The 26,091-nt window shown below is 35.0% G+C and carries 21 protein-coding genes, 3 pseudogenes and 2 other annotated features; of the genes and pseudogenes, 20 read left to right on the plus strand and 4 right to left on the minus strand.

Annotation, left to right across the window (positions count from 1 at the left end):
• Positions 1-134: 134 nt before the first annotated feature.
• Positions 135-380 (plus strand) — a binding site (T-box leader).
• A 62-nt stretch (positions 381-442) separates the two neighbouring features.
• Positions 443-688, plus strand: a binding site (T-box leader).
• 149 nt (positions 689-837) lie between these two features.
• Together ilvE and BCER98_RS22925 are read left to right on the plus strand one after the other, a co-directional pair.
• Complete coding sequence (gene ilvE / locus BCER98_RS07605) at positions 838-1,737, plus strand: branched-chain-amino-acid transaminase (protein ID WP_012093937.1); 900 nt, start codon at positions 838-840, stop codon at positions 1,735-1,737.
• A 21-nt stretch (positions 1,738-1,758) separates the two neighbouring features.
• A pseudogene (locus BCER98_RS22925) lies at positions 1,759-1,890 on the plus strand (thiamine pyrophosphate-binding protein); the annotation flags it as partial.
• Between the two features lie 127 nt (positions 1,891-2,017).
• Here BCER98_RS22925 and BCER98_RS22425 read toward each other — a convergent pair.
• Positions 2,018-2,161, minus strand: coding sequence for a hypothetical protein (locus BCER98_RS22425; RefSeq protein ID WP_164468624.1), 144 nt, complete (start codon positions 2,159-2,161; stop codon positions 2,018-2,020).
• Positions 2,162-2,235: 74 nt separating this feature from the next.
• Between BCER98_RS22425 and BCER98_RS20815 the strand changes: the two genes are divergently transcribed.
• The 4 genes from BCER98_RS20815 to BCER98_RS07620 all read left to right on the plus strand — a co-directional run bounded on the left by BCER98_RS20815 (position 2,236) and on the right by BCER98_RS07620 (position 6,579).
• Positions 2,236-2,334 carry a helix-turn-helix domain-containing protein gene (locus BCER98_RS20815; RefSeq protein WP_081428362.1) on the plus strand — a complete coding sequence of 33 codons (99 nt, stop codon included), beginning with the start codon at positions 2,236-2,238 and terminating at the stop codon, positions 2,332-2,334.
• A 334-nt stretch (positions 2,335-2,668) separates the two neighbouring features.
• Positions 2,669-4,342, plus strand: coding sequence for a dihydroxy-acid dehydratase (ilvD, locus tag BCER98_RS07610; protein WP_012093939.1), 1,674 nt, complete (start codon positions 2,669-2,671; stop codon positions 4,340-4,342).
• A gap of 33 nt (positions 4,343-4,375) precedes the next feature.
• The gene (ilvA, locus tag BCER98_RS07615) at positions 4,376-5,638 is read left to right on the plus strand and encodes a threonine ammonia-lyase IlvA (RefSeq protein WP_012093940.1); all 1,263 of its coding nucleotides are present in this window, start codon (positions 4,376-4,378) and stop codon (positions 5,636-5,638) included.
• A gap of 221 nt (positions 5,639-5,859) precedes the next feature.
• Positions 5,860-6,579 carry a DUF554 domain-containing protein gene (locus tag BCER98_RS07620; protein WP_012093941.1) on the plus strand — a complete coding sequence of 240 codons (720 nt, stop codon included), beginning with the start codon at positions 5,860-5,862 and terminating at the stop codon, positions 6,577-6,579.
• 316 nt (positions 6,580-6,895) lie between these two features.
• On the opposite strand, the gene BCER98_RS07625 is transcribed toward BCER98_RS07620, so the two are convergent.
• Positions 6,896-7,339, minus strand: coding sequence for an ABC transporter permease (locus tag BCER98_RS07625; RefSeq protein WP_237701321.1), 444 nt, complete (start codon positions 7,337-7,339; stop codon positions 6,896-6,898).
• A gap of 102 nt (positions 7,340-7,441) precedes the next feature.
• Between BCER98_RS07625 and BCER98_RS07630 the strand changes: the two are divergent.
• The 7 genes and pseudogenes from BCER98_RS07630 to BCER98_RS07650 all read left to right on the plus strand — a co-directional run.
• Positions 7,442-7,633 (plus strand): annotated as a pseudogene (locus BCER98_RS07630) (winged helix-turn-helix domain-containing protein); the annotation flags it as partial.
• A gap of 257 nt (positions 7,634-7,890) precedes the next feature.
• The gene (locus BCER98_RS22935) at positions 7,891-8,070 is read left to right on the plus strand and encodes a hypothetical protein (RefSeq protein WP_237701322.1); all 180 of its coding nucleotides are present in this window, start codon (positions 7,891-7,893) and stop codon (positions 8,068-8,070) included.
• A 78-nt stretch (positions 8,071-8,148) separates the two neighbouring features.
• Positions 8,149-8,601: a histidine kinase dimerization/phospho-acceptor domain-containing protein gene (locus BCER98_RS22940; protein WP_237701323.1), complete on the plus strand. Its 453-nt coding sequence runs from the start codon at positions 8,149-8,151 to the stop codon at positions 8,599-8,601.
• On the plus strand, positions 8,598-9,026 hold the full coding sequence (locus BCER98_RS22945) for an ATP-binding protein (protein ID WP_012093943.1): 429 nt from the start codon (positions 8,598-8,600) through the stop codon (positions 9,024-9,026). The genes BCER98_RS22940 and BCER98_RS22945 overlap by 4 nt, the downstream gene beginning before the upstream one ends.
• A 760-nt stretch (positions 9,027-9,786) precedes the next feature.
• Positions 9,787-11,235, plus strand: a complete 1,449-nt coding sequence (locus tag BCER98_RS07640) for an MFS transporter (RefSeq protein ID WP_012093944.1) — start codon at positions 9,787-9,789, stop codon at positions 11,233-11,235.
• Between the two features lie 473 nt (positions 11,236-11,708).
• The gene (locus tag BCER98_RS07645; protein ID WP_012093945.1) at positions 11,709-14,249 is read left to right on the plus strand and encodes a ThiF family adenylyltransferase; all 2,541 of its coding nucleotides are present in this window, start codon (positions 11,709-11,711) and stop codon (positions 14,247-14,249) included.
• Positions 14,250-14,407: 158 nt separating this feature from the next.
• Complete coding sequence (locus BCER98_RS07650) at positions 14,408-15,622, plus strand: multidrug efflux MFS transporter (RefSeq protein WP_012093946.1); 1,215 nt, start codon at positions 14,408-14,410, stop codon at positions 15,620-15,622.
• A 654-nt stretch (positions 15,623-16,276) separates the two neighbouring features.
• Here BCER98_RS07650 and BCER98_RS07655 read toward each other — a convergent pair.
• Positions 16,277-17,038: a DODA-type extradiol aromatic ring-opening family dioxygenase gene (locus BCER98_RS07655; protein ID WP_012093947.1), complete on the minus strand. Its 762-nt coding sequence runs from the start codon at positions 17,036-17,038 to the stop codon at positions 16,277-16,279.
• 246 nt (positions 17,039-17,284) lie between these two features.
• Here BCER98_RS07655 and BCER98_RS07660 point away from each other — a divergent pair, with 246 nt between their 5' ends.
• From BCER98_RS07660 to BCER98_RS07685, 6 genes and pseudogenes are all read left to right on the plus strand, one after another.
• Complete coding sequence (locus tag BCER98_RS07660; protein WP_012093948.1) at positions 17,285-18,208, plus strand: alpha/beta fold hydrolase; 924 nt, start codon at positions 17,285-17,287, stop codon at positions 18,206-18,208.
• A 109-nt stretch (positions 18,209-18,317) separates the two neighbouring features.
• Positions 18,318-18,764 carry a GNAT family N-acetyltransferase gene (locus tag BCER98_RS07665; protein WP_041809637.1) on the plus strand — a complete coding sequence of 149 codons (447 nt, stop codon included), beginning with the start codon at positions 18,318-18,320 and terminating at the stop codon, positions 18,762-18,764.
• Positions 18,765-18,791: 27 nt separating this feature from the next.
• Entirely contained in the window at positions 18,792-19,151 is a 360-nt protein-coding gene (locus BCER98_RS07670; RefSeq protein WP_012093950.1) for a YunG family protein, read from the plus strand.
• Positions 19,152-19,227: 76 nt separating this feature from the next.
• On the plus strand, positions 19,228-20,535 hold the full coding sequence (locus BCER98_RS07675) for a bifunctional S-methyl-5'-thioadenosine deaminase/S-adenosylhomocysteine deaminase (protein WP_012093951.1): 1,308 nt from the start codon (positions 19,228-19,230) through the stop codon (positions 20,533-20,535).
• 158 nt (positions 20,536-20,693) lie between these two features.
• Positions 20,694-22,322, plus strand: coding sequence for a peptide ABC transporter substrate-binding protein (locus tag BCER98_RS07680; protein WP_012093952.1), 1,629 nt, complete (start codon positions 20,694-20,696; stop codon positions 22,320-22,322).
• A gap of 89 nt (positions 22,323-22,411) precedes the next feature.
• Positions 22,412-22,837 (plus strand): annotated as a pseudogene (locus BCER98_RS07685) (M23 family metallopeptidase); the annotation flags it as partial.
• Between the two features lie 58 nt (positions 22,838-22,895).
• Here the strand turns inward: BCER98_RS07685 and BCER98_RS07690 are convergent.
• A complete protein-coding gene (locus tag BCER98_RS07690) occupies positions 22,896-24,194 on the minus strand; it encodes an Nramp family divalent metal transporter (protein WP_012093954.1) in 1,299 nt (432 codons plus the stop codon).
• A gap of 530 nt (positions 24,195-24,724) precedes the next feature.
• Here BCER98_RS07690 and trhO point away from each other — a divergent pair.
• Positions 24,725-25,699, plus strand: coding sequence for an oxygen-dependent tRNA uridine(34) hydroxylase TrhO (trhO, locus tag BCER98_RS07695; RefSeq protein ID WP_012093955.1), 975 nt, complete (start codon positions 24,725-24,727; stop codon positions 25,697-25,699).
• The last annotated feature ends 392 nt before the right edge of the window (positions 25,700-26,091 follow it).

The following is a 26,091-nucleotide window of genomic DNA, read 5'->3' on the forward strand; positions in this document are numbered from 1 at the left end:
ATCTAACCAAAAATATTCTGATTAGATTTTAAAAATAAATTTTTGGAAAATGTATTGACAATCAAAAAGAGAAAGTTCTATAATACGTTTAATAACTTTTAAGTCAATTCTAAATTTTCTAATTTAATTATATTTTATATGTGAAGAAGAGGAAAGTAGATGATGATGCGTGTTTCAGAGAGCTGCCCCGTGGCTGTGAGGGCGGTAACAAGCAAATCATTGAAAATCACCTCGGAGCATCGCTTTCGAAAGGGAATTTGAGTAGAGAGCGACGGGCTCGTCTCCGATAAATGGACGGAGGTCTGATGGGACCTACTGAGCTTATATTTCGTGAGGAATATAAGGAAGCTGAGTGGTAACGCGAAACTCTCGCCTCAGCAATCAAATCTACTAGTGAGTAGAGATTGATTGTTGGGGCGAGAGTTTTTATTTAAAAAAATACAAGAATGTGAAGAAGAGGAAAGTAGACGATACGATTTGTTTCAGAGAGCTACTCCGTGGCTGTGAGGGTAGTACAAATCTATTGATTGAAAATCACCTCAGAGCACTATTCACGAAAGGAAACGAGTAGGGAGTAGCGGAGTTGTTCCCGATAGCAGAACAAAAGTCCATATTTGGACTTACTGAGCTTATATTTCGTGAGGAGTATAAGGAAGCTGAGTGGTACCACGATTCCCTCGTCTCAGCAATGGGTTGCTACAAGTTGTAAAGAATCGATTGCTGAGACGAGTATATTTTTATGAATAATATACAGAAAATTTAGTCTTTATATATTCTTCTCAGCAATCGATTTAAAGATAGATTGCATAAAGAGATGAAAAAGAGGAGCGATGTAAGATGAAAAAGCAGTATATTTATATGAATGGGGAATTAGTAGAGAAGGAAAAGGCTGTTGTTTCGGTATATGATCATGGGTTTTTATATGGAGACGGTGTATTTGAAGGAATTCGTAGTTACGGTGGAAATGTCTTTTGTTTAAAAGAGCATGTAAAGCGGTTATATGAATCTGCAAAATCTATTTTGCTCACGATTCCAATGACAGTGGAAGAAATGGAAAAAGCGGTTGTACAGACGTTACAAAAAAATGGATATGCCGATGCATATATTCGACTAATTGTTTCAAGAGGAAAGGGGGATTTAGGACTGGATCCAAGAAGTTGCGAAAAGCCAAGTGTCATCATTATTGCAGAGCAATTAAAATTATTTCCTCAAGAATTTTATGATAATGGTCTGAGCGTTGTATCGGTTGCATCTCGCCGGAATATGCCAGATGCATTAGATCCACGTATTAAGTCAATGAATTATTTAAATAACGTACTAGTGAAAATTGAAGCAGCGCAAGCGGGTGCACTAGAAGCACTTATGTTAAATCAACAAGGATATGTTTGTGAAGGGTCAGGAGACAATGTTTTTGTAGTGAAAGATGGAAAAGTAGTAACACCGCCTTCTTACTTAGGGGCATTGGAAGGAGTGACTCGCAATAGCGTGATTGAACTTTGTGACAAATTGGGGATTCCATGTGAAGAAAGACCGTTTACCCGTCACGATGTATATGTAGCGGATGAAGTGTTTTTAACGGGAACTGCTGCTGAATTAATTCCAGTTGTAAAAGTTGATGCAAGAGAAATTGGAGATGGAAAGCCTGGAGAGGTAACAAAACAATTAACCGAAGCGTTTAAACGGTTAACGAGAGAACGAGGAGTACGTGTGCCAGGACTAGCAGAGAGTTTGGCGTAAAAGATAGGGGAGGAGTAAAAAATGGAAGATAGGCATACAGTTTGCAAGAAAAAGGAGTTGGAAGAAGGGAAAGAGAGCGGTGCAAGTCATGTTATTCAATGCTTGAAAAAATTAGGTGAAACAACCGTATTTGGTTATCTGGGAGGAGCTATTTAACCAGTGTATAGTGCGCTTTATCTTTTTAGGCGAGAAGACACCCACCTCAAGGAACGTGCAGGGCATAGCCCAATGAGTAGGTGGGTGATGAATCGCCTTCGGATAGGGCGTGGCTTATGCCACGTTAACGATCCGACACACTTAAACCTTTACGAATAAGCTCGTAAACCGCACCTGCAAAACTCGTGATGTAATTTTCTTTTTGGTATTTTTCGATTTCTGCCACTAAATCAGCAGGAAACGTAATTAATTTTGAAATACGTTCCATACTACTTCACTTCCATTTCGGTATATACTTATGTTTGGTATATAATGAGTATATACTAAAAGGAGGTGAAATCAATGTTAGTTAACAAAGTGTATAAGTTTCGTATCTATCCAAACAAGGGGCAAGAAATATTAAAACAGGTAGTAGATGTTTTGCAAGTAAATACATCATAAGCAGAGATTGTCGCTTTCATGTATGAAGATAGAGTGACCAATATGTGTCATTCTATTTCAAATACAGCAGCATTTGGCGATCATGTAACAGGATAATCGCAACGGATAAAATGAAATGTGTTCTTATCAAAATTCAGCAAGGAGAATTTAGGGGAAAAGGTTATTAGAATTTTAAACTGGACGTAAGGCGTAGTATGCAATGAAAAAGAAAGAGCAAAAGCATCGGCTGAAAAAGGTAGGAGCAGTACTTCGTGAAAGGATGTCTTGAATTCAGCCGCTAGAAACAAAAAAATAAACAGCAGCGTAAAAATGTATGAGGAAAGGAATTGAAAATATGAGAAGTGACATGATTAAAAAAGGTTTCGATAAAGCGCCGCATCGCAGTTTATTAAAAGCAACCGGGCTCAAAGATGAAGACTTCCACAAGCCGTTTGTAGCGATTTGTAATTCTTTTATTGAAATTATTCCTGGGCATAAACATTTAAATGAATTTGGTCGCCTTGTAAAGGAAGCTGTACGTGCGGCGGGAATGGTTCCATTTGAATTTAACACAATTGGAGTCGATGACGGAATTGCAATGGGGCATATCGGTATGCGCTATTCCCTTCCAAGTCGTGAGATTATTGCTGATTCAGTGGAAACAGTAGTCAATGCGCATTGGTTCGATGGCATGATTTGTATTCCGAACTGTGACAAAATTACACCGGGCATGATGATGGCTGCGATGCGTATTAACATTCCAACGGTTTTTGTTTCAGGAGGACCAATGGCAGCGGGAAAAACGTCAAAAGGAGAGGTTGTTGACTTAAGCTCTGTTTTTGAAGGAGTAGGCGCTTATCAATCTGGAAAAATTTCAGAGGAAGAATTAAAAGATATTGAAGATCACGGTTGTCCATCTTGTGGCTCTTGTTCGGGTATGTTTACAGCGAATTCGATGAACTGTCTATGTGAAGTATTAGGATTAGCCCTCCCGGGAAATGGAAGCATCTTAGCGACAGACTCGCGCCGAGAGCAGTTAATTCAACGAGCAGCGGAGAGTTTAAAAATTTTAATGGAACGTGATATTAAACCGAGAGACATTGTCACTGAAGAAGCCATTGATGACGCGTTTGCACTTGACATGGCAATGGGAGGATCTACAAATACAGTATTACATACGTTAGCAATTGCTCAAGAGGCAGGATTAGACTATGACATGAACCGGATTGATGCAGTTTCAAGGAAAGTTCCTCATTTATGTAAAGTAAGCCCAGCCTCAAATTGGCATATGGAAGATATCGATCGTGCAGGTGGTATGAGTGCTATTTTAAAAGAATTAAGTAGAAAAGAAGGGGTACTGCACTTCGATCGGATAACAGTTACAGGGAAAACGTTACGAGAAAATATTGCCGATGCTGAAATTCAAGACAAAGAAGTCATTCATTCGCTTGAAAATCCTCATAGCCAAGAGGGGGGCTTACGTATATTAAAAGGAAATCTCGCAAAAGATGGTGCTGTGATTAAAAGTGGTGCAACAGAAGTAAAGCGTTTTGAAGGACCGTGTGTTATTTTTAATTCACAAGATGAAGCACTTGCGGGGATTATGCTTGGGAAAGTAAAAAAAGGAGATGTGGTAGTTATTCGTTATGAAGGGCCAAGAGGTGGGCCTGGTATGCCAGAAATGTTAGCTCCAACATCAGCAATTGCTGGTATGGGACTAGGAGCTGATGTAGCACTATTAACAGATGGCCGTTTTTCGGGAGCATCACGAGGTATTTCTGTCGGGCATATTTCCCCAGAAGCTGCTGCGGGTGGGGAAATTGCACTTCTTCAGCAAGGAGATATCGTTTGTATTGATGTAGAGGAGCGTTTGCTTGAAGTGAAAGTGAGTGATGAGGAATTAGCGAAACGCCGAAAAGAATGGAAAAGACCAGAGCCGAAAGTAAAAACAGGATGGCTTGGCCGCTATGCCCAGATGGTTACATCAGCAAATACTGGAGCAGTACTGAAAATGCAAAACTTTGATTGAATGATAGAAAAAAAGGATAAGGAATGATATGAGATGGTGCATAAGGTAAAGGAGAGAGTAAAAATTGAAGATATCCTTATGGCTCATAATTGTTTAAAGGATATTGTCAATAAAACACCACTTCAACGAGATGCAGTTTTATCTGAGAAATATAAATGTGAAGTATATGTGAAAAGAGAAGATTTACAAGTAATCCGTTCCTTTAAAATTCGCGGTGCTTACAATTTAATTCAAAGTTTATCAAAAGAGAAGTTGCAAAACGGAGTTGTGTGCGCAAGTGCTGGAAATCATGCACAAGGCGTTGCATATACGTGTAATTTATTAGAAATTCCAGCGAACATCTTTATGCCAACGACAACGCCAAAGCAGAAAGTATCGCAAGTCAAATTTTTCGGTGGTGATGTGGCAGACATTATGTTAGTTGGTGATACATTTGATAGCTCCTTTCAAGAAGCGCAGCGCTATTGTGAAGAAAATGGCATGACATTTGTACATCCTTTTGATGATCCACACGTAATTGCCGGTCAAGGAACAGTGGCAGTCGAGATTTTACATGATACGGAAAAAACGATTGATTATGTATTTACAGCAATTGGCGGTGGGGGTCTCGCTTCTGGCATCGGTACATATGTAAAGGGAGTGAGTCCAAATACAAAAGTCATCGGTGTGGAACCTAAAGGGGCAGCGTCGATGAAAGAAGCTTTTTTACAAAACGAAAATGTAACGCTAGAAATGATTGATAGTTTTGTAGATGGTGCAGCGGTAAAGAAAGTAGGAAAGCTAACTTTTGAGACTTGTAAAGATGTGTTAGATGATATTGTCTTAGTTCCTGAAGGGAAAATTTGTACAACGATTTTAGAATTGTATAAGAAGAATGCAATTGTTGCAGAACCTGCCGGAGCTCTCTCGATTGCAGCGCTCGATTTTTATAAAGATGAAATAAAAGGAAAGACAGTCGTTTGTGTGTTAAGCGGTGGGAATAATGATATTGACCGAATGCAAGAAATGAAAGAACGCTCTCTCATTTACGAAGGGATAAAACATTATTTTATTATTCAATTTCCACAGCGATCAGGAGCATTGCGAGAGTTCCTTGATAAAGGATTAGGCCCTGAGGATGATATTACTCGTTTTGAGTATATTAAGAAGCATAATAAAGAAAATGGTCCTGCACTTGTCGGTGTAGAGTTAAAACATAAAGAAGATTATGAGCCACTGATTGCTCGTTTTAAGGAAAATCATATTCAATTTCTGGAACTGAACAAAAATCCTGTTTTGTTTGATTTATTAACTTAATAAATAAAGAGAAAGAGGGCGAAAGTGATAAGCTCTCTTTCTTAGTTTTTATCTTTGTTATTTATGCTAGTTGAATTGTTTAATGAAAATTCGTAATATTAAATCGTTACATAAGTAATAGTAAATACAAAATGAAAGCTTTTGGTCATGATTGTGAATGTCTTATGCTAGAAGACTTCCACCTGAAAGGTTAAAAATAAAGTCTTAGAGAGGAAGAAAGAATGGTTATATTAGGAGCAATTGTAAATGGAATATGTATTATAATCGGCACATTATTAGGGAAAGTATTAAGTAATATTCCTGAAAGTATGAAAGGAACCGTCATGCATGCAATTGGTTTAGCAGTTACTGTACTAGGATTACGAATGGGAATGAAAAGCGAAATTTTTCTCATTGTTATTTTAAGCCTTGTAATAGGATCGGTAGTTGGAGAATGGCTTTGCTTAGAAGAAAAGCTACAAAAGTTAGGGAATTGGTTAGAAAAGAAAGTTGGTTCCAAAGGAGAAGGAAGTATATCTGTAGGTTTTGTTACAGCTACGCTAATCTTTGCCATTGGGGCAATGGGAGTACTAGGCGCATTAGATAGCGGAATTCGCGGAAACCATAATGTCCTCTATACAAAAGCGATTATAGATGGGTTTATTTCCCTTATTTTAACAACAACACTTGGAATCGGTGTATTATTTTCGGCTGTGCCAGTTATTTTATATGAAGGTGGAATTGCTCTATTTGCAACGAAAATTGATCGTTTTGTACCCGAACAATTAATGAATCAATTTATTATAGAAATGACAGCAACGGGTGGGATTATGATCTTTGCCATTGGACTGAACTTACTCGGATTCATTAAAATCAAAGTTGCAAATCTATTACCTGGAATATTGGTCGTTGGAATGATTGTTTCTATTATATATGGATATAATTTATTTCTATTAAAATAGAGCCTGTAATAAAAGGTTGTAAAACATGACCTTTTGTCACAGGCTGTTTCTTTTCTATTTGTTATAACATACGCATAAACTTACAATACGAAATATTGACCAGGAAAATTTGCTATCTAGTAGTTGCTATAAAATTAATATGAATGTTTCATAAAGTGCACGAAGCCACCTATAAACAAAATTGAAAAACTTCCCATTACAACAAAAATGAGTGTTTCCATAGAAATGTATAGTAGTTGGGAAGCTTCTTTCGGTAGCATCGCAAGAAATGGTTGGGCCCATGGATAGAAAGGACCAAACCGTTCAGAATTTGCAATCATAAGAGCAGGATCGTCGCTATAACATTTAAAGCAATTGGTGCTGCAAAGCTAGACCAAATGGTTGATACCCATAACTGTAAGGCAGTTAAAGGCAAAGTAGCAATACAGCCACCTACAACGCTTTTTATTACTAGAGTTAGCGGGAATGGACCGGATAGATGTAACAGATGTCCAGCAGTAACAAAACTCATAATAAAAAGGACTTGCACGATACTTATAAATGTGAAGGTAAAGAAAAACTTTATGATATATGTATGATATTTTGTTACAGGTTGTGTGAGAAGTTGTTTCCAGCTCCCGTTTGCATGTTCATATCGACAAATAAATGCCGTGAAAATACCTGTTAACAGTGGTAAAAGTAGCATGCTATGTACTGTTATCATGATATTATCAATTAACTCCCAATGTTGATATTCAGAGTAGCGTGAGCCGGAAAACATAGTGAAAACGCTACATAATAAACCAATTGTGCATGTCACGCTTTGATTTTGAAATAGAATGGCAAGCCATAATTGGAAAGTGACAATGGGTAATGCTGACCAATAATGAAGAATGTGAATCGTACATTAACAAAGGAACAGATTTTTGAAGCGGTATGGAATGAGACTTATATAGAAGGAGATAAATCGCTAATGGTTCATATTCGACATTTACGCGAAAAAATAGAGAGGAATCCAAGTAATCCTCAAATTATAGAAACGATACGCGGGATTGGTTATCGGTGTAAAGCATGATAAAACGTACAGCAATATTACGAAAGTATTTATTGATTATATTTATCGCAATTATATTGTTACCTTTAGTTCTCCCGGTCAGTTCATTTCTTTTTTTGAAAACAATTGAGTGGACAGCAGGAGAGTTTTCTACTTCGTATTCTAGTGAGTGAATAGAAAAACAATGGAGGAAGGAATCGGAAACTTTAGATGAGAATAACCCTAAAGAAATTGTAAAAGCTTTTGAGAGATTTAAAGAGAAATATCCAGAAGGAACAATGTTTTGGGGAGATCGTCATGGAAAAACAAATTTTCAAATACCTGATAATCAAAATATTCCTAAAGTATGGAGTGCAAGCGATGCAATCGAATTTATGAAAAAAAGTTTTGCTGGGGAACCATTTACAATTGTTTCTTATATAGGAAAAGGGAAGAAAGAGGCGTTTATGGTATTTTAAGTTCCAAGGAAATATACGAAGACACCCATTGTTCAAATACGTGAAAGATATGAATTTATTTTTGAAACGATTATTATTGTGAGTTTTACGATATTTGTTATCATCTCGGTTATCTTTTTTCTTAAAATTAGAAAGAGATTATTAACATTACAAAACGCGATGGAACTTCCAGGAGATAAGACTCTTCCATCTAAAATTTCAATAACAAAACAAGATGAGATTGGTTTGTTAGAAGAGTCGTTTAATCATATGATCGAGGCATTACAACAAAGTAGATTAAAAGAAAAACAAGAGGAAGAGTTTCGCCGAAAATTAATAGTAGATCTCTCGCATGATTTGCGCGCACCATTAACGACAATGCGAGCTCAAATCGATTCATTAAAGGGAGAAGTATTTTCGATAAAGGGACAGGAAACGATGGTATTAATGGATAAGAAGATAAATTATATAGCAGAGTTAATAGAGAATTTACTATCGTATTCGCTCATTACAGCTAAAAAATATTCATATCATCAAAGCATACGGATATGACACGTTTAATACGAAAAATTGTTGCAACGTGGTACGATAGTTTAGATGAAGAAGGTTTTGAAGTAGGCATTCAAATTCCTGAAAAACAATTATTTTGGGATATTGATGAAAATTGGTTTCAAAGAATGATAGATAACGTCATCCAAAATGTTGTTCGGCATGCAAGTATCGGAATATATATAGATTATGAAGGAGAAATGATCACAACAGTAGACCGTGGTTCGGGGTTTCAAAATACGCCCTCTAAAAATAAAGGAGCTTGTCTAGTATTGCCGTTATGGCGAAAGAGATGCGAATCGAGTGGAGTATCGAATCTGATAATTCAGGGGCTACATTTCGATTTAAGAAGCAATAATAAAAAGGATAGGGCGTATGGGGGATTTTCAATTTATAAAGAGGATAAAGATTGGTTTTACTTGTTATGAGGCGGTAAGGAAAAAGAAGGAGGGATTTGAGCTGTCGAATACAAGGGGGAGGGAGAAAGCTACTACATCGATGTCTGAATGATATAAGAAAAAATGATTATGGGTATGCAATTATTTGTCAAGCGAGGTCGATTGAATTGTATGAAGAAAGTTATGGTGTCGAATTGATATCCGTAACAATAAGATAATTTGTATACAAGAATAATAGATTGAAGGTTGCGGTGAAAACGCTATTTTATCTGTACAACATTTTATCGGTATAACAATAGATAGGTGAAATGAGATGAAATATAGAATATTAATTTATTATTCAAAATATCGACAACGAATCTGTTATTTCTAGATAAACTTCAGGTAAAACGAATCCTGAAGTTTATCTGTATTTCATTATTTAATCGTCAAGCAGGGCTCATTTCATATTGTTCTCTTTAAAAAATCTAAAATTCATCCCTTTTTGTTTGTAGAAAAAAAGATTATTACTGAATAATTGTTGTTCAGCTTATTTGAAGGAGCGATTTTCTATCATGATTAATGAAGGAGGAACAAAGCCGTGAAACATAATTGTATAGCATGTTTCCATTTGTTAAAATTGTTGTTTCTGTAAACGAAAATACATATTGTTAGACTTTGAATCATTTTTATGAAAAAATGATAATAGATAAGGAAGGGTATTTTTCCTTAAGTGCTTCGTATTGAAATTATTCTATAAGAGAAGGTGAGCTTGATGAATTTAAATTAAATAAGGAGCTGTTTTTATTTTATGCAACAAAGACATAATTTAGATTTTGGACCTCAAGATGTTAATATTATTAATCCTAAACAAGCAAAAAAAGCTGTTGTAGCTACTGGCATTGGGAATATGATGGAGTGGTTTGATTTTGGTTTATATGCTTATTTAGCGGTTATTTTAAGTCAATTATTCTTTTCAAACGTCCATAATAGTAGTCTCCAACTTGTACTTACATTTGGTACATTTGCTGCTGCCTTTCTCGTTCGCCCAATTGGAGGCATTTTCTTTGGGAGAATTGGCGATAAATATGGGCGGAAGGTTGTTTTAAGCACGACGATTATTTTAATGGCGCTTTCTACATTATTCATTGCTCTACTGCCAACTTATGAACAAATTGGGATTTGGGCACCGATATTCTTATTAGTTGCTCGGATCGTTCAAGGGTTCTCTACAGGAGGCGAATATTCGGGTGCAATGGTTTATATCGCAGAATCTTCTCCAGATAAAAAGCGTGGAATACTTGGTAGTGGTCTTGAAATTGGAACGCTTTCAGGTTACATTGCCGCTTCAGGAATCGTTACCATTTTGACAGTATTATTAACAAATGAACAAATGCTTAGTTGGGGATGGCGTATTCCTTTCTTAATTGCTGCACCAATTGGTTTGGTCGGTTTATATTTACGCCGTCATTTGAGTGAATCTCCAGTCTTTCAAGAGATGGAAAAAGAAAAAGCACAAGAGGAATATAAAGATGACAAACAAATTCCTTTGATTTACATTCTAAAATATTATAAAAAAGATTTTCTTCTAAGTATAGTCATTGTCGCCTTCTTTAACATTACTAACTATATGATCCTTTCTTTTATTCCTTCTTATCTAACGCAAATAGTAAAAATGAAAGAAACAACTGGTTTAATAATCATTTCAATTACGATGACACTTATGATTCCACTGGCATTTTATTTTGGTAAATTAAGTGATAAGGTTGGAAATAAACGTGTCGTACAATTTGGCTTATTGGGTTTAACATTATGTTCAATTCCAGCATTTTTACTAATAAGACATGGACATATTGTAGCTATTTTCGCTGGTATTTTTGTTTTAGGCTTTTTCTTAAGTATTTATGAAGGAACACTACCTTCCTTATTACCATCTCTCTTTTTCACAGATGTGCGTTATCGTGCACTGTCTATATCTTTCAATATTTCTGTATCCATATTCGGTGGCACAACGCCACTTGTATCTTCATATCTTGTTCACATTACTGATAATGCACTTGCACCAGCGTTTTATTTAACAGGTGTAAGCTTAATTGGTTTAATTGTATTTAGTCTATTATTTGTGACAACATCAGGACGTGCATTGAAAGGTGCTTATCCTACAGTTGAAACAAAAAAAGAAGCTTATGAAGTAGCTAAGCAAGTCCCTGAAGAAGCACTTTGGTGGCATGAAGAAGCTTTAGAAGTGAAAAAGTCATAGTTTACGAAAAAAACGATATCATTTTTTGGGAATTTCAAAATATAAAAGATCCCTATCTTATTTAAAGAGGATAGAAGTCTTTTATATAGTTAGGTATTTTTTATAAAAATGTTTGGAAATAATATAATTTCTTAATAAAATATTTTACTTGATAAAATAAAAAGTGTATTGTTTTCGATAGATTACAAGCAGGAAATAAAAAGAAAAGTCAAAAAAGAGCTAGGAATAGAAAATGTTTTCTCAACATCTGAAAATTCTGAATACAAGAAAAAGAATTGAGTTTTTGTGGGATTAATTGTTAATATACCCTTGTATTACCAATCAATTAAAAAGGGGGATTTTGACATGAAACTAAAAATGAAAGTTAAAAAGGCTACGCAACAAGATAATCAATGTGTATGTTTATTATTATGCTAGTTTGAAAAAAGAAGGTGTGCAAGCACCTTCTTTTTCAATGGAATGGGGAGAAAAAGATGAGATTAAAAACAAGTTTGAATTTTAGAGGGTATCCAAATAGAAATGAAATTGTTTATTACGATGGCGAAGAACGAGTGATTGAAGTGAATGAATTTGAAAAGCTATGGTCATTACTGAAAATTTTGGAAAGCCCGAAAGAAGATGTTCATACAAAAATACAGGAATGGAAAAATAACAACGACATAGAGGATGAGGAGTTACATCAAATTCTCCAATTTATAAATGAGAATGGAATGTTATATGAAAAGCGTTGTGACAAGATGGATGAGGAACAATTATATAATATAAGAAACTTTCATTATTTCAGTACACACGATTCTACTATATATGCAGATGCGATTGTTCAAAGGATAAAAAAGGTAAAAGCAGTTGTAATCGGGGCTGGAACGATAGGTGCAACATTATGTATGACATTATCTAAACTTGGTGTCGGAGAGATTATTGTTATCGATTTTGATACGGTACAACTAAAAAATATTAGAGCGCAGACAATATTTCAAAAAGAAGATACGAATAAGAAAAAAATACATGTTATCCAAGAAAAGTTAAAGAAAATGGATCCGTATGTTAAAGTTCAAGTGTATGATATGAAAATCGAAACAATCCATGATTTGTTACGAGTAGACTTACATGATGTGCATTATATTTTTGGATGTTTTGATGAATCTTCACTTCAATTGCAAAAAGATATAATGAATTATTGTGATAAGGAAAAGATTCAATATTATTTGATGGGTTACCATAATGATTTTGTCAAAGTGTTTCATGTAAGCAATCGGAATGATGGAGAGAGACTGCTTGAAGAGAGTTTTCAAAACTATCATACAGAATATGTTATTCGAGAAAATAGGGGGACGATCATTCAAAGCCTAGCTGTTTCGCTTATAATTAGTCGGATTCTATTCGAGGACATAACAAAAAGCAGTTGTACAGTGCCAAGTGGGTATCATTTTGACTTTATTACATTTCAAACTTCTCATAACCGTCAATCTATCTCGAGAGAACCATTCGTTCAATCATTGCAAAGAATTATGCCCTTTGACCAAGAACAATTAAATCGGAAGATAGAATTCCTTTTCAATATTATTGATAAAAAAGAGAAAGTGACGATTCTTCCGAAAGTAATAGAAATGGATATTTTATCTATGCACCAAGTGTTTGACATTTTATTTCATATAGGTCAAATTGCTAGCTTACAGTTAGAAGATCACTACAATAAATTTATAGAACTGATGAATGAAATAGACAAAACAGAAGACCCAGAACATAATGAATATGAACAATATCTACAATTCATTCGTAGCATGAAAATAAATTATGAAGATGAGGTATACACCATATTTGAAATTTTTGAAATGATTCGCAACACGAAGGATTATGAGGAAAAGAAAAAAATGCAAAGCGGAATCTATGAAGTATTGAAACAGAATGGTGACACACTGCTTTCGTTTTTTGTAAACAGTAAGAAGAAGTATTTAGCTTTAGAAATCCCGAATTATTACATGGAAGTCTTTGGCGTTAAAGAGGAAACGTTACATATACTCGAAAATGAGTTGCAAAAGAAGTTCCATACATTACTTACGAAAAGTCTGTCTATGATGTTTTCAAATTCATTTCATGAAATTGGCGTAGACTTTTTATCATATAATGAAGAAGAACACAGTATGATTACACTGGATGAGGCAAAACATTTCATCGTTACAAGTTTAGAGAAAGATGGGAAGCATCATTTTGTTCATTATATAGAGCGAATGTTCGAGGAGAATTTTATACAAGTATATAATAATGTTGAAGTGAATAAAACATACTATTTTCCAAGTATGAAGGAGAGTAGAATTGTATTTAACTATCATAATGATATGGATAGTGTATTTGTGCTATGCCATGAATTAGGACATGCTTATTTTAACCAAAGTTATGGACATACATTTTTTGACGATAGTACACAATTAGTTAACGAAATGATGGCATACTATTTTGAAATTATTTGCATTCAATCAATGCTAGGAAATGAAGAGATAAAGATTGAAATGAAACAAGAAATAGCACGACAATATATAAAAAGAATACATCAAACTGTCTTATCCACATACGGAGTTCACTTGTTAGAAAAAAGCTTAGTTAAGCATATAGAGGAACACGGAACCATTTCGTTACTCGACTTTTTGAAAATTCGTGATGAATATAATCAACATTCTTTTTTTAAAGGGATCAAATTTAAAAATGAAAAGTATTTTTATTTAAATCCACTTTTGAAATCTTCATTTATGCTTGAATTTGGAGAGCATCTTTTACCCCCAATGGCATATTTACTTGCGGTTAGTTTATACAATGACCGAAGTGAAACAAGTATTCCAAAAGATATTCGAATGCAAGAGGCTATATATAATGGGGTATATTGTACAGAAGAGTTTTTATCTTATGTAGCAAAGGATGTTCCTCATGATGAACGTATGAAACAAGCAATTCATACACTTTTAGAACTGTTTTGTAAACTGGAATCATTTACGATGAAGGATGAAGTATATTCCAATTAAAAATAAAAAAGTTATGAATAGAGACATGTCTCCATTCATAACTTTTTTATTTTGTTTCGAAATTTAACGAGAAAAGAAGACTTATGTAAGAGGAGCATATTGCTAAACTTTTCAAGGAAAAGGGTGTAGAATGGTTATCTAAGAAGGAAGGTGTGAAAATGGCCAGCTGGAAAAGAAATTTAATGATTTGTTGGCTTGGTTGTTTTACCACTGCAGCCGGTATGAGTTTAGTAATTCCTTTCCTATCCTTTTATATTGAGAAACTTGGCGTGACTGGAACTTCTAATATCGCACAGTGGTCAGGAATTGCATTTGGGGTAACATTTTTAATGGGTGCCATTGTATCGCCTTTATGGGGGAAACTTGGTGATACACATGGACGAAAATTAATGCTTATTCGTGCTAGTCTCGGTATGGCGATTATTATGACACTTATGGGATTTGTGACAAATGTGTATCAATTAGTTGCCCTTCGCTTTTTAATGGGAGCGGTATCTGGTTTTCTTTCTACAGCAATGACATTTATTGCTGCAGAAACACCGAAAGAGCATTCTGGTTGGGCGATTTCTACAATCTCAACTGGGGGGGTTAGTGGTTCCTTACTTGGACCAATGCTCGGTGGGTATTTATCAGAGTTAATTGGTATGAGATATGTATTTTTCGTAACAGGCGCTTTTTTATTTCTATCCTTTATTATTGTCTTTTTCTTTTTAAAGGAAGAAAATCGTTCTGTTCAACCGAAAAAAGCACAACCGAAAAAAGTATGGACGATGGTTCCAGCAAAACATTTTATTATGAGCTTATTTGTCGTTACATTTATGATTCAACTTGCAAATATGTCGATACAACCTATTATTACATTATATGTAAAGCATTTGGCGGGGGCGCACACAGCGCATATTGAAACCATCGCGGGGGCTGTTATGTCCGCAACAGGCTTGGCTGTAATTTTAGCAGCTCCTCGATTAGGACGTTTATCTGATCATATTGGTCCGCAAAAAACATTGATTGTAGCTTTGTTTGTTGCAGGGATTGTTTTTATTCCACAAGCTTTTGTGACCTCTGCTTGGCAATTGTTAATTTTACGATTTCTTTTAGGAATTGCACAAGCTGGATTATTACCTTCTGTACAAACGCTACTAAAAAAACACACACCAAATCACATCACTGGCCGTATTTTTGGATATAATCAATCCTTTCAATTTTTAGGAAATATGATTGGTCCCGTACTTGGAGGGCAGGTAGCCGCGCATGCTGGTTTCCAATATGTATTCTTTTCAACTGCCGCGCTATTATTTATAGCTTGTATTTGGGTATATTTCCATAATAGACATGCAGAAGTGACAGGAAAAGAAGGATTGAAAGTTAGTTAACAAGGTGAATAAATATAAAGTGAAGCATAATTTATATAGTTTCAGTTTATAAGAATCGAATTTTAGGACATTATAAAAAGCACATCACCATAAAAATGTGATGTGCTTTTTCTGTGTCGAACTCCGTTAACAGAACTTTTATCGTTCGGTCTGTTAACGGGAATATATGACTCAAACAAAGATGGTAATAAAGTGATAATTTATTTAAGAGAATGCAAAATTATCATAAAGCTAACCAAATTGTTGTTTAGGAGGATTTTCATTTACCATGGTTTACTCAGAACACAAAGTATCATCATAATAAGTTGATGTTTGGAAGAAACTTGTGTTTAGATCTATCTGACTTAAAAGGTTTTGTCAGCAATAGATTTTTCTAATACTTTTAACTTTCTAGTTATGAATTTTTTATACGGAATGTTACTAACATGTCTACGTTTCCATAACAAAGAATGTAAAAATAGCATTACCATCTATTGTTTGACAATTATATTTTAAGCAAACTTTAGTAAAAAAATCAATAGCATAGAATAAATCTTTTAACAAAATTTTGAGAGAATTCTTCTTTAAGTACGTAAAGGGCATACTTCAAAAGTTGTTTTCGTCCTATAACTGAGAAGCTTCCACTTCAAACTTTGCTAATTCTCTTCATACAAATTAAAACTGAAAGCAAAGATAGCTTAATGTTCCAAGCTCATAGCTACGATGAATGACTTTTCCTTTCGTATCTCCACTACCCATAGCGATGAAAAGAGGGACAAAATGTTCTGGTCTTGGAACGGCTAAATGTGCATGAGGAGCATTTGTTTCCCAATGAAATAAAGCATTTGTATCATTTTTTTCTACATGATGAATGATCCAATCATCGAACTCTATTGCCCATTTTTCAGGTTCTGTTTGGCCCCATTTCAGTGCTCGTAAGTTATGAACCGTAACCCCGCTACCAATTACTAAAATATCTTCTTGACCGAGTCCTTTGATAGCTTGTCCAATTTCAAATTGTTCTTTTGCTGGAAGGAATGGATGCACAGAAATTTGAATAACAGGTATATTAGCTTTTGGATACATGCGGTGAAGTAGCGTCCATGAACCGTGGTCTAATCCGCGAGTTATATCTCTTCGCACAGGAATTCCTTTACTTTTAAACTTTGCTTCTAATAATGATGCAATGGTAGAAGAATCTTTTGCTTTATATTTGATTTCGTATAATTCGGGAGGGAATCCTCCAAAATCGTAAATCGTTTCATATTCATCATCAGAGGATGAAATTGTTAACATTTCACTTTCCCAATGAGCTGTAAATATCACAATTGCTTTCGGTGTATATATTTCGCCAAGTGTTTTTAGAAAACGTGTATAATCTGTATCTTGAATCGCAAGCATGGGTGAACCATGAGCTAAAAATAATGATGGCATCATAAATGAACCTCCTAAAAAATATATAGTTACTTTATGTAAGTGACTATATATTTTTATTATTTATATGTCAATACATTTATCCATTCATTTGTTACAAGAATCATAGTAAGAGGTGTTCATATTAAAAAGTACATCAAACAGGAAGTGTTTGTCAGGGGAGAGAGAATTACATATAATACATAATAAGAATTATGAATACTCATTCATTTTATGATGTATATGGAATAGATTTAGGGGGCGATTACAATGAAATTACAAGAAAGCTTTGTTACGGTATCAGATGGGTCTGAAATTTATTTATACAAGTGGCTACCAGAAAACGAACTTCGAGGCATTATACAAATTGCCCACGGCATGACAGAACATGCAGGGGTTTATACAGAATGTGTTAAGGCATTCATACAAGCCGGATACGGTGTTTATGCTCATGATCATAAGGGACATGGAAAGACAGTAAAGAGAGAAGACGATTATGGGCACTTTGAACCAGAAGTAGGCTGGGATCAAGCTGTTTCTGATATTATTTTTGTATCGGAGTTTATTCGGAAGGAGCAAACATGTCCACTTTTTTTATTGGGACATAGTATGGGCTCTTTTTTATCTAGACGTGCTGTACAACTTCGAGGCGAATTATATGATGGTTTTCTTATTTCTGGGACAGGTGGAAACCCAGGGTTGTTAGGGATAATAGGTCATAAAATAGCAACGATTGAAATGAAGCTTCGTGGTACAAAAACGAAAAGCCCGATGTTAAACTTTTTATCGTTCGGAAATTTCAACTCGCATTTTAAACCAAATCGAACAAAGTTTGATTGGTTATCTTCCGATACAAGTCAAGTTGATAAATATATAGAAGATCCATTGTGCGGATTTATTTGCTCAACAAGTTTTTATCGTGAATTATTTAAAGGTGTACTTGAAGTGAACAAAGTAAAGGAATATGAGAAAACGCCTAAAGATCTGCCTATCCATATTTTTTCTGGAGATCGTGATCCAGTAGGGAATATGGGGAAAGGTGTAAAAGAAGTATATGATACATATAAAAAATGCGGTATAAAAGATGTAACACTTCGCTTATATGAAAATGGGAGACATGAAATGTTTCATGAAGTAAATCGAGAAGAGGTTTTTCAAGATGTAATCTCCTGGTTAAATGAACATACTGCGTAAGAAAAGCTCTCACTAGAAATATAAGTCGGAGCTTTTTATTTAAATATATATTTTTTATGATGTGAAGAATGATTATAGATTAATAGTTTACATGAAAGGAGAATAAATGATGATCATTCGAGAAACGATATTAGAAGAAGCAAATGAACTAAGTAAACTCGCACTTCTTTCAAAGGCAACGTGGGACTATAGTACGCAATTTCTAGCAGCTTGTAAGGAAGATTTAACAATTACGGAAGCATATATAAAAAACAATTATGTCTATGTTTTAGAAAATGCGGGAGTAACAATTGGCTTTTTTTCATTTATACGTAAAGATAGAGATATTCTTGATTTTCTCTATTTACATCCGCATTACAAGGGGAAAGGGTATGGAAAAATGTTATGGAAAGCTGTTGTAGAAAAAGCAATTGAATTAGGGATAACATGCTTTATCATTGAGAGCGATCCAAATGCAAAAGGATATTATATGAAAATGGGAGCAAAGTTAATTGGAGAAACGCCTTCAACAGTATTGAAAGGTCGGAGTTTACCTCTTTTGCAGTATGATGTATAAAGCGGTTCATATATAGGGGATGATGAAATGGAAGAGTTAACTTGGGAGGAAATATGTAAAGTGCTCATGAAATCGTGGTCACTTGAAACGAGCTCCAAATGGTCAGAAAGAAATCCAGCGAAAGGACAATGCGGTGTAACAGCACTTGTAGTAAACGATTTCTTTGGTGGTGAAATAAAGAAGACGAGAGTCGGTGAAGATTGGCATTTTTATAATGTGATAGATGGCAGGAGATATGATTTTACAGCAGTGCAATTTAAGGAGGAAATCATTTACGAGGATACGATTTCAAGCAGAGAAGAAGCGTTTGCGGATACAAATAGAACACAATATAATACGCTAAAACAAAATGTATGTAGGGAATACAAGAAACTTTTGACTCTTTAAAATGATTAAGTTACTATAATAGTAGTAACCAATTGAGGTAGAATTATATTTTAAAGAATCGAGAGGGGAAATATTTTTGAAAACAGCTTATGTAAGCGCTACAATTGTGACGCTTAATGAACAAAATGAAGTATTTGAAAATGGATATATTATTGTAGAGGATCATACGATTATAGAAGTGCAACATGGAGATTTTTTTAAACACGATCAAGTGGATGAGGTCGTTGATTTAAAAGGAAAATGGTTATTACCAGGTCTTGTGAATACACATACTCATATTGTAATGAGTCTTTTGCGCGGTATCGGGGATGATATGTTATTACAACCGTGGCTTGAAACGAGAATTTGGCCTCTTGAACGTCAATTCACTCCAGAGCTTGCCGTTGCGAGTACAGAACTTGGTTTGTTAGAAATGGTGAAAAGTGGGACAACAACCTTTTCGGATATGTTTAACCCAATTGGTATCGACCAAGATGCGATTATGGAAACGGTTCGTAATAGTGGAATGCGTGCAGCGGTTTCAAGAACTTTATTTAGTTTTGGTACAAAAGAAGATGAGAAAAAAGCAATTCAAGAAGCAGAGAAATATGTGAAACGATATTATCGTGAACATGATATGTTAACAACGATGGTTGCACCTCATAGTCCATATACATGTTCTACAGAAATGTTAGAGGAGTGTGCAAGAATTGCAATGGAAAACAATACGATGGTTCATATTCATCTTTCAGAAACAGAGCGCGAAGTACAAGATATTGAAAAGCAGTATGGGAAACGCCCTGTAGAATATATCGAGAGCTGCGGTTTATTTAAGAGACCGACAGTCATTGCGCATGGTGTTGTGCTCAATGAAAATGAGCGCACTTTCTTAGCTGAACATGATGTGCGTGTAGCGCATAATCCAAATAGTAATTTAAAGCTTGGGTCTGGAATTGCAAATGTGAAAGCAATGCTAGAAGCGGGTATTAAAGTAGGGATTGCAACTGATAGCGTGGCATCTAACAATAATTTAGATATGTTTGAAGAAATGCGCATTGCAACTTTATTACAAAAAGGAATTCATCAAGATGCAACTGCATTACCAGTTGAAACGGCTCTTTCACTCGCAACAAAAGGAGCAGCAGAAGTAATTGGGATGAAACAGACAGGTTCTATTGAAAGAGGAAAGTGTGCGGATTTTATTACGATTGATCCAGCAAAAAAACCTCACTTGCAACCAGCTGAAGAAGTATTATCCCATCTTGTTTATGCAGCAAGTGGAAAAGATGTGTCTGATGTTGTCATCAATGGAAAACAAATTATGTGGAACGGCGAGTGCAAAACATTAGATGAAGAGAGAATCATTTTTGAGGCTAGACGTTATAAGCATGGTTTGCAAATGTAATTCGTATAAGAATGCTATTTTTTCGTGAAATCGAAAAAATAGCATTTTTAAATTGATAAGCGGATAAAGATTCATGGAGGTGTAACACTTTTTCAGTAAACTTTCTGCTATAATAAAGAGCGTTTTATAATAATTATTGAATGTAAGGAGAATAATTCATGAAGCAAGAAAAGAGTCGCTTACTTATGCTTACTATTATGACATTTTTTATTTTAGCAGCTTGTAATAAAAGCGAGGATAAAATACATAAAGAAGCTCAAAAACAAGTGTTAAACGTAACGATAGCAGAAGAAATGCCATCTCTTGATGTAGCGAAAGCAATGGATGGCACATCGGCACATGTAATGCAAAATATATTTGAAGGATTATATGTATTAGATCGTGATGATAAACCAATCCCTGGTGTTGCCGAGTCATTTGAGAAAAGCGGAGATGGTAAGAAATATACATTTCATTTGCGCAAAAATGCAAAATGGTCCAATGGTGAATCGGTAACTGCACATGATTTCATTTTTTCTTGGAAGCGAACATTAGCCTCTGACACAGCCTCTCCCTATGCTTACATGTTATTTGACATAAAAAATGCAAAAGAAATAAATAAAGGTGAATTACATGTAGATCAACTGGGAGCGAAAGCGTTAGATGATTATACATTAGAGGTACAATTAAATAGGCCTATTCCTTATTTTCTACAATTGTTAACATTGCCGATTTATTTACCGCAACATGAACCATTTGTGAAAGAACAAGGGGAACGTTATGGGTTAGAACCTAACCAACTTATTTATAATGGGGCATTTGTACTAGAGGAATGGAAGCATGAGCAAGAGTTTCAGTTGAAGAGAAACGAGACATATTGGGATAAAGAAAAAGTGAAATTAGACGAAATAAATTTTCACATTGTAAAAGATACAGCGACAGCTGTGAATTTGTATGAATCTGGCGTACTTGATCGAACACCTATTAATTCTACCTTTGTAGATCGTTACAAAAATAACAAAGAGTTACACATGTCAAGTGAATCAGCAATTGCTATGCTTCGCTTTCATGAAGGAGATGCGTTACTAGCAAACAAAAAAGTTCGCCAGGCCATTTCATTTGCCATAAATAAAAAAGAAATGGTAAATCATTTTATTAATAATGGTGCAGTTCCTGCATATGGCTTAATTCCTAGCGGATATGAAAATGAAGTAACTAAAAAAGATTTTCGGAAGGAAAATGGAGAGATCGCAGGTTATGACGTTGAAAAAGCAAAGGAACTTTGGAGTGAAGCGAAAAAAGAGCTTGGTACTGAAAAGGTTACGATAGAATTTCTGACATTTGAGCAAGATAATGCAAAACGCCTAGCGGAGTATATAAAAGGAGAGTTAGAAAAACATTTAAGCGGTTTAACATTACAAATTAAACAGCAACCATTCAAACAAAAATTACAATTAGAGCAAACTGGACAGTACGATATTTCAATGGTCATATGGGGACCTGATTATAAGGATCCCATTAATTACTTAGAATTATTTACGACAGATAGTCCGAATAATCGGATGCAATATTCTAATCCCGATTATGATAACTTAATTAAGCAGGCTAAATATGATATTGTATTAGATTCAAAGAAAAGATGGGAAACCTTGCAACTAGCGGAACGAATCATATTGGAAGATGCAGCTGTGGCACCTCTTTATTATAAAGGTTCTGCATATATGCAAAAAGAATATGTAAAAGGAATTGAAGAACATCAATTCGGTGGCATATATACGTACAAATTTGCCTATATAGATAAGAAATAATAGAGACTTGCTACAAGAAAGAGTAGAGTGCTTGAGTGAAAAGTGCTTTACTGCTCTTATTTTCTCGAATGTAAAGAGGTTTAAAAACTTATGGAGCAGATGTACTAGCCTCTGGTACAGTTGTATCTGTTCAAAATGATGAATTTGACTTAAAACCCGGAGCGGATGATTCTAATTCTATGGTTGGGAATCACATATATATACGTTTAGATGAAACAGGAACATATTTAGTACTAGCCCATTTGAAGAAAGGATCCGTACGAGTGAAGAAAGGTCAGCATATAAAAGAAGGCACAGTCGTTGCGAATGTTGGGAATTCTGGAAATTCTAGTGAGCCCCATTTACACATACATCATCAGCGGCAAGATCCATCGAAAACAAGTATATTTCTAACGGAAGGACTTCCTTTATATTTTCGAGGGATTCAAGGTCCTGCAGCGCCAAAAGGTGGCGTTCGAATAGAGCAGGGAAAAGATGTTCCAGTAGGGGACAGTGTAATCCCGTTACCTCTCTAATTTTGGTGAAAAGAGAGAAGGAAAAAAGATCTCATCTATATTTGATGAGATCTTTTTTCTATTGACCTGTCAATGTTTGATACAGTAAGAAAATATTTAAGGCGATAACGAGTGCGGCAATAATCCAAGCCATTACAGTCGTTATGGGATGGTTGGAAAGTAATCCCATAATTTTTTTACTGCTTGTAAATATAATAAGTGGGACAAGTGCAAAAGCGATTCCAAATGATAATACAACTTGACTCATAACGAGAGCATATGTTGGATTTACCCCTAAGGCGATAATAACAAGTGGTGGAACCATTGTAATAAAGCGTCGTAAATATAAAGGGATGTGCATTCGAATAAACCCTTGCATAATAATGTCACCAGACATTGTTCCAACAGAAGAACTAGATAAGCCTGCAGATAATAATCCAACTCCAAAAAGGCTGGCGGATATCGGTCCCGCTAAGTTACCAAATTCTCTAAAAGCGACATCTAAATCTTCAACGTGCAATCCGTTTTTAAAGAAAAGAGCCGCAGCTACGATGAGCATACTTGCATTAATTGCTCCGGCAATCACCATAGCAATCATAATATCGATGAACTCAAAGCGGAAAATTTGTTTGCGCTGTTCATCTGTTGTTCCTACAACGCGGCGCTGTGTTAAAGCAGAATGTAAGTAGATGGCATGTGGCATTACTGTTGCTCCTAAAATGCCAGCTGCAAGTAAAATGCTATCTACACCTTGGAATTTTGGGATAAATAGTCCTGATAGAAGAGGGCTTAGCTCTGGTTTTGCATAGAATACTTGTACACCAAATGCAACAACAACGATAAAGACCATCCCTGTAATGATAGCCTCTAATGGTCTAAAGCCGCGGCGCTGAAATTCGAGTATAATAAATGATCCAGCTGCAGTAATGAAAGCGGCTGGTAACATGGGAATGCCAAATAGTAAATATAAACCTAAAGCAGCTCCGATAAATTCGGCTAAATCAGTGGCCATAATAACGAGCTCACCTTGTATCCATAAACCGATTGAAACTGGTTTTGGAAAATGTTCGCGTGCTACTTCAGGAAGGTTTTTACCAGTTGCAATTCCGAGTTTTGCTGAGAGAGTCTGGATTAAAACCGCCATTAAATTAGAAGCGAGAATGACCCAAAGTAATAAATAACCATATTGTGAACCCGCTGCAATATTTGTCGCAAAGTTTCCAGGATCAATATAAGCAACAGAAGCGATAAAGGCAGGCCCAAGAAAAGGAAGCAGTCTTTTTAGTCCCTTTATTTCACCACTTAAAGCAAGATGAGCAGATTGACTAGTTGTACTTTGTGGAGGGATGTTTTTCTCTTTTGTTATATTATTAGTCATAGTGGTTTCCCCCTTTAATTCTTAACGTAATGAAACTATTGTATGGATTCTTATTAAGCATTTCAATACATTTAAATATTTTCGTAATACCTTTATTTGAACACGAATGTTTCCTTAATGCAAATTATATGACTATACACAAAAAAGTGCGTGTGAGAATGAAGAAAGAAATCACTATGTAACAAAAATAAAAAAGACGATGCATATAGAATGAAACGCTAGATGTTTTGGATCGTAAAGAAAATAACCTATAATTTGGAATGGAAAAAAAGACTTTTCTCTTTGTAAATAAGCCTTATAGCATATAAATTGCTGGAAACTAAATTGTATGTTATATAATATATTAGGATTACAACATAACCATAGTGTTTTGTATGTAATCTTGTTTTTTTGTTAACTTATGGAAAATTATAATTAGAAGAAAATGATGTATATATAACTTGGCATGCATTCTCTTATTATTATATGTTTTGATATAATCGTTAACTTATACACGTAATTTTAAAATTTAGATAGGTGGTAGAAATGCATTGGCAATAAAAAAACCATATAGAGTGTTACTGTATTATATGTATACAACAATTGAAAATCCTGAAGAATTTGCTGCGGAGCACTTACAATTTTGTAATTCGCTTGAATTAAAAGGAAGAATTCTTGTCGCAAAAGAGGGGATTAATGGAACGGCTTCAGGTACTACCGAGCAAACGGAAAAATATATGGAAGCAATGAAGAACGATCCGCGTTTTGCTGGAATCGTTTTTAAAGTAGATGAAGCAGATGGGCATGCTTTCAAAAAAATGCATGTACGTCCTCGCTCAGAACTTGTTACGCTTCGCTTAGAAGATGATATTAATCCAAAAGAGCTAACTGGAAAATATTTAGAACCAAAAGAGTTTTATGAAGCGATGCAACAAGAAGAGACGATTGTAATTGATGCACGGAATGACTATGAATATGATTTAGGGCATTTTAGAGGTGCGATTAAACCGGAGATTAAATCATTCCGTGAATTACCAAATTGGATTAAGGAAAATAAGGAAGTACTTGAAGGGAAAAAGATTTTAACGTATTGTACAGGCGGAATTCGTTGTGAAAAATTTTCCGGTTGGTTAGTGCGAGAAGGATTTGAAGATGTAAGTCAGCTTCATGGTGGAATTGTCACATATGGTAAAGACCCTGAGGTTCAAGGTGAACTATGGGACGGACAATGTTACGTATTTGATGAGCGTATCGCTGTTCCGGTAAACCAAAAAGAACATGTTATTGTGGGCAGAGATCATTTTACAAACGAGCCATGTGAGCGTTATGTAAATTGTGCAAATCCAGAATGTAATAAGCAAATTTTATGTTCAGAAGAAAACGAAGCGAAATATTTACGTGCATGTTCTCATGAATGCCGCGTTCATCCACGAAATCGCTATGTAAAAGAACACGAATTAACAGAAGAACAAGTCGCTGCTGCATTAGAAAAAATTGAAGCAGAAAATCAAGTGAAACTAGGATAATCTTTTTTAGTAGCTGCCTATAAGTCGGTGAAACCGACTTATAGGCAGCCTTTTTTAATTTTATAAACAGAAGAGACTATGCACAATTACATATTCGCGAAATAATTATTTCAATATAACACTATCTCTTGTGGAGAAACAAGCTTTTTTACTATTATGCATAGATATTTTAAATTGAAAAATCTTGATTACTTTATTTTAAAATAAGGAGATAAATCATTGGAGATAAAGGGAAATAAAATAGTTCTTTACGTTAATAAGGCGCTGTGTTTAAATAATTTTACAGTACAGAACTTGAATGAAAAACAAAAGATTGTTTTCTACGATTTTGCTAAAAATGAATAATATTTTCATGTAATTTATGCAATGCGTAAATGGGCCCATTTTTCTAT

The sequence above is a fragment of the Bacillus cytotoxicus NVH 391-98 genome (genome assembly GCF_000017425.1).
GTDB classification, from domain to species: domain Bacteria; phylum Bacillota; class Bacilli; order Bacillales; family Bacillaceae_G; genus Bacillus_A; species Bacillus_A cytotoxicus.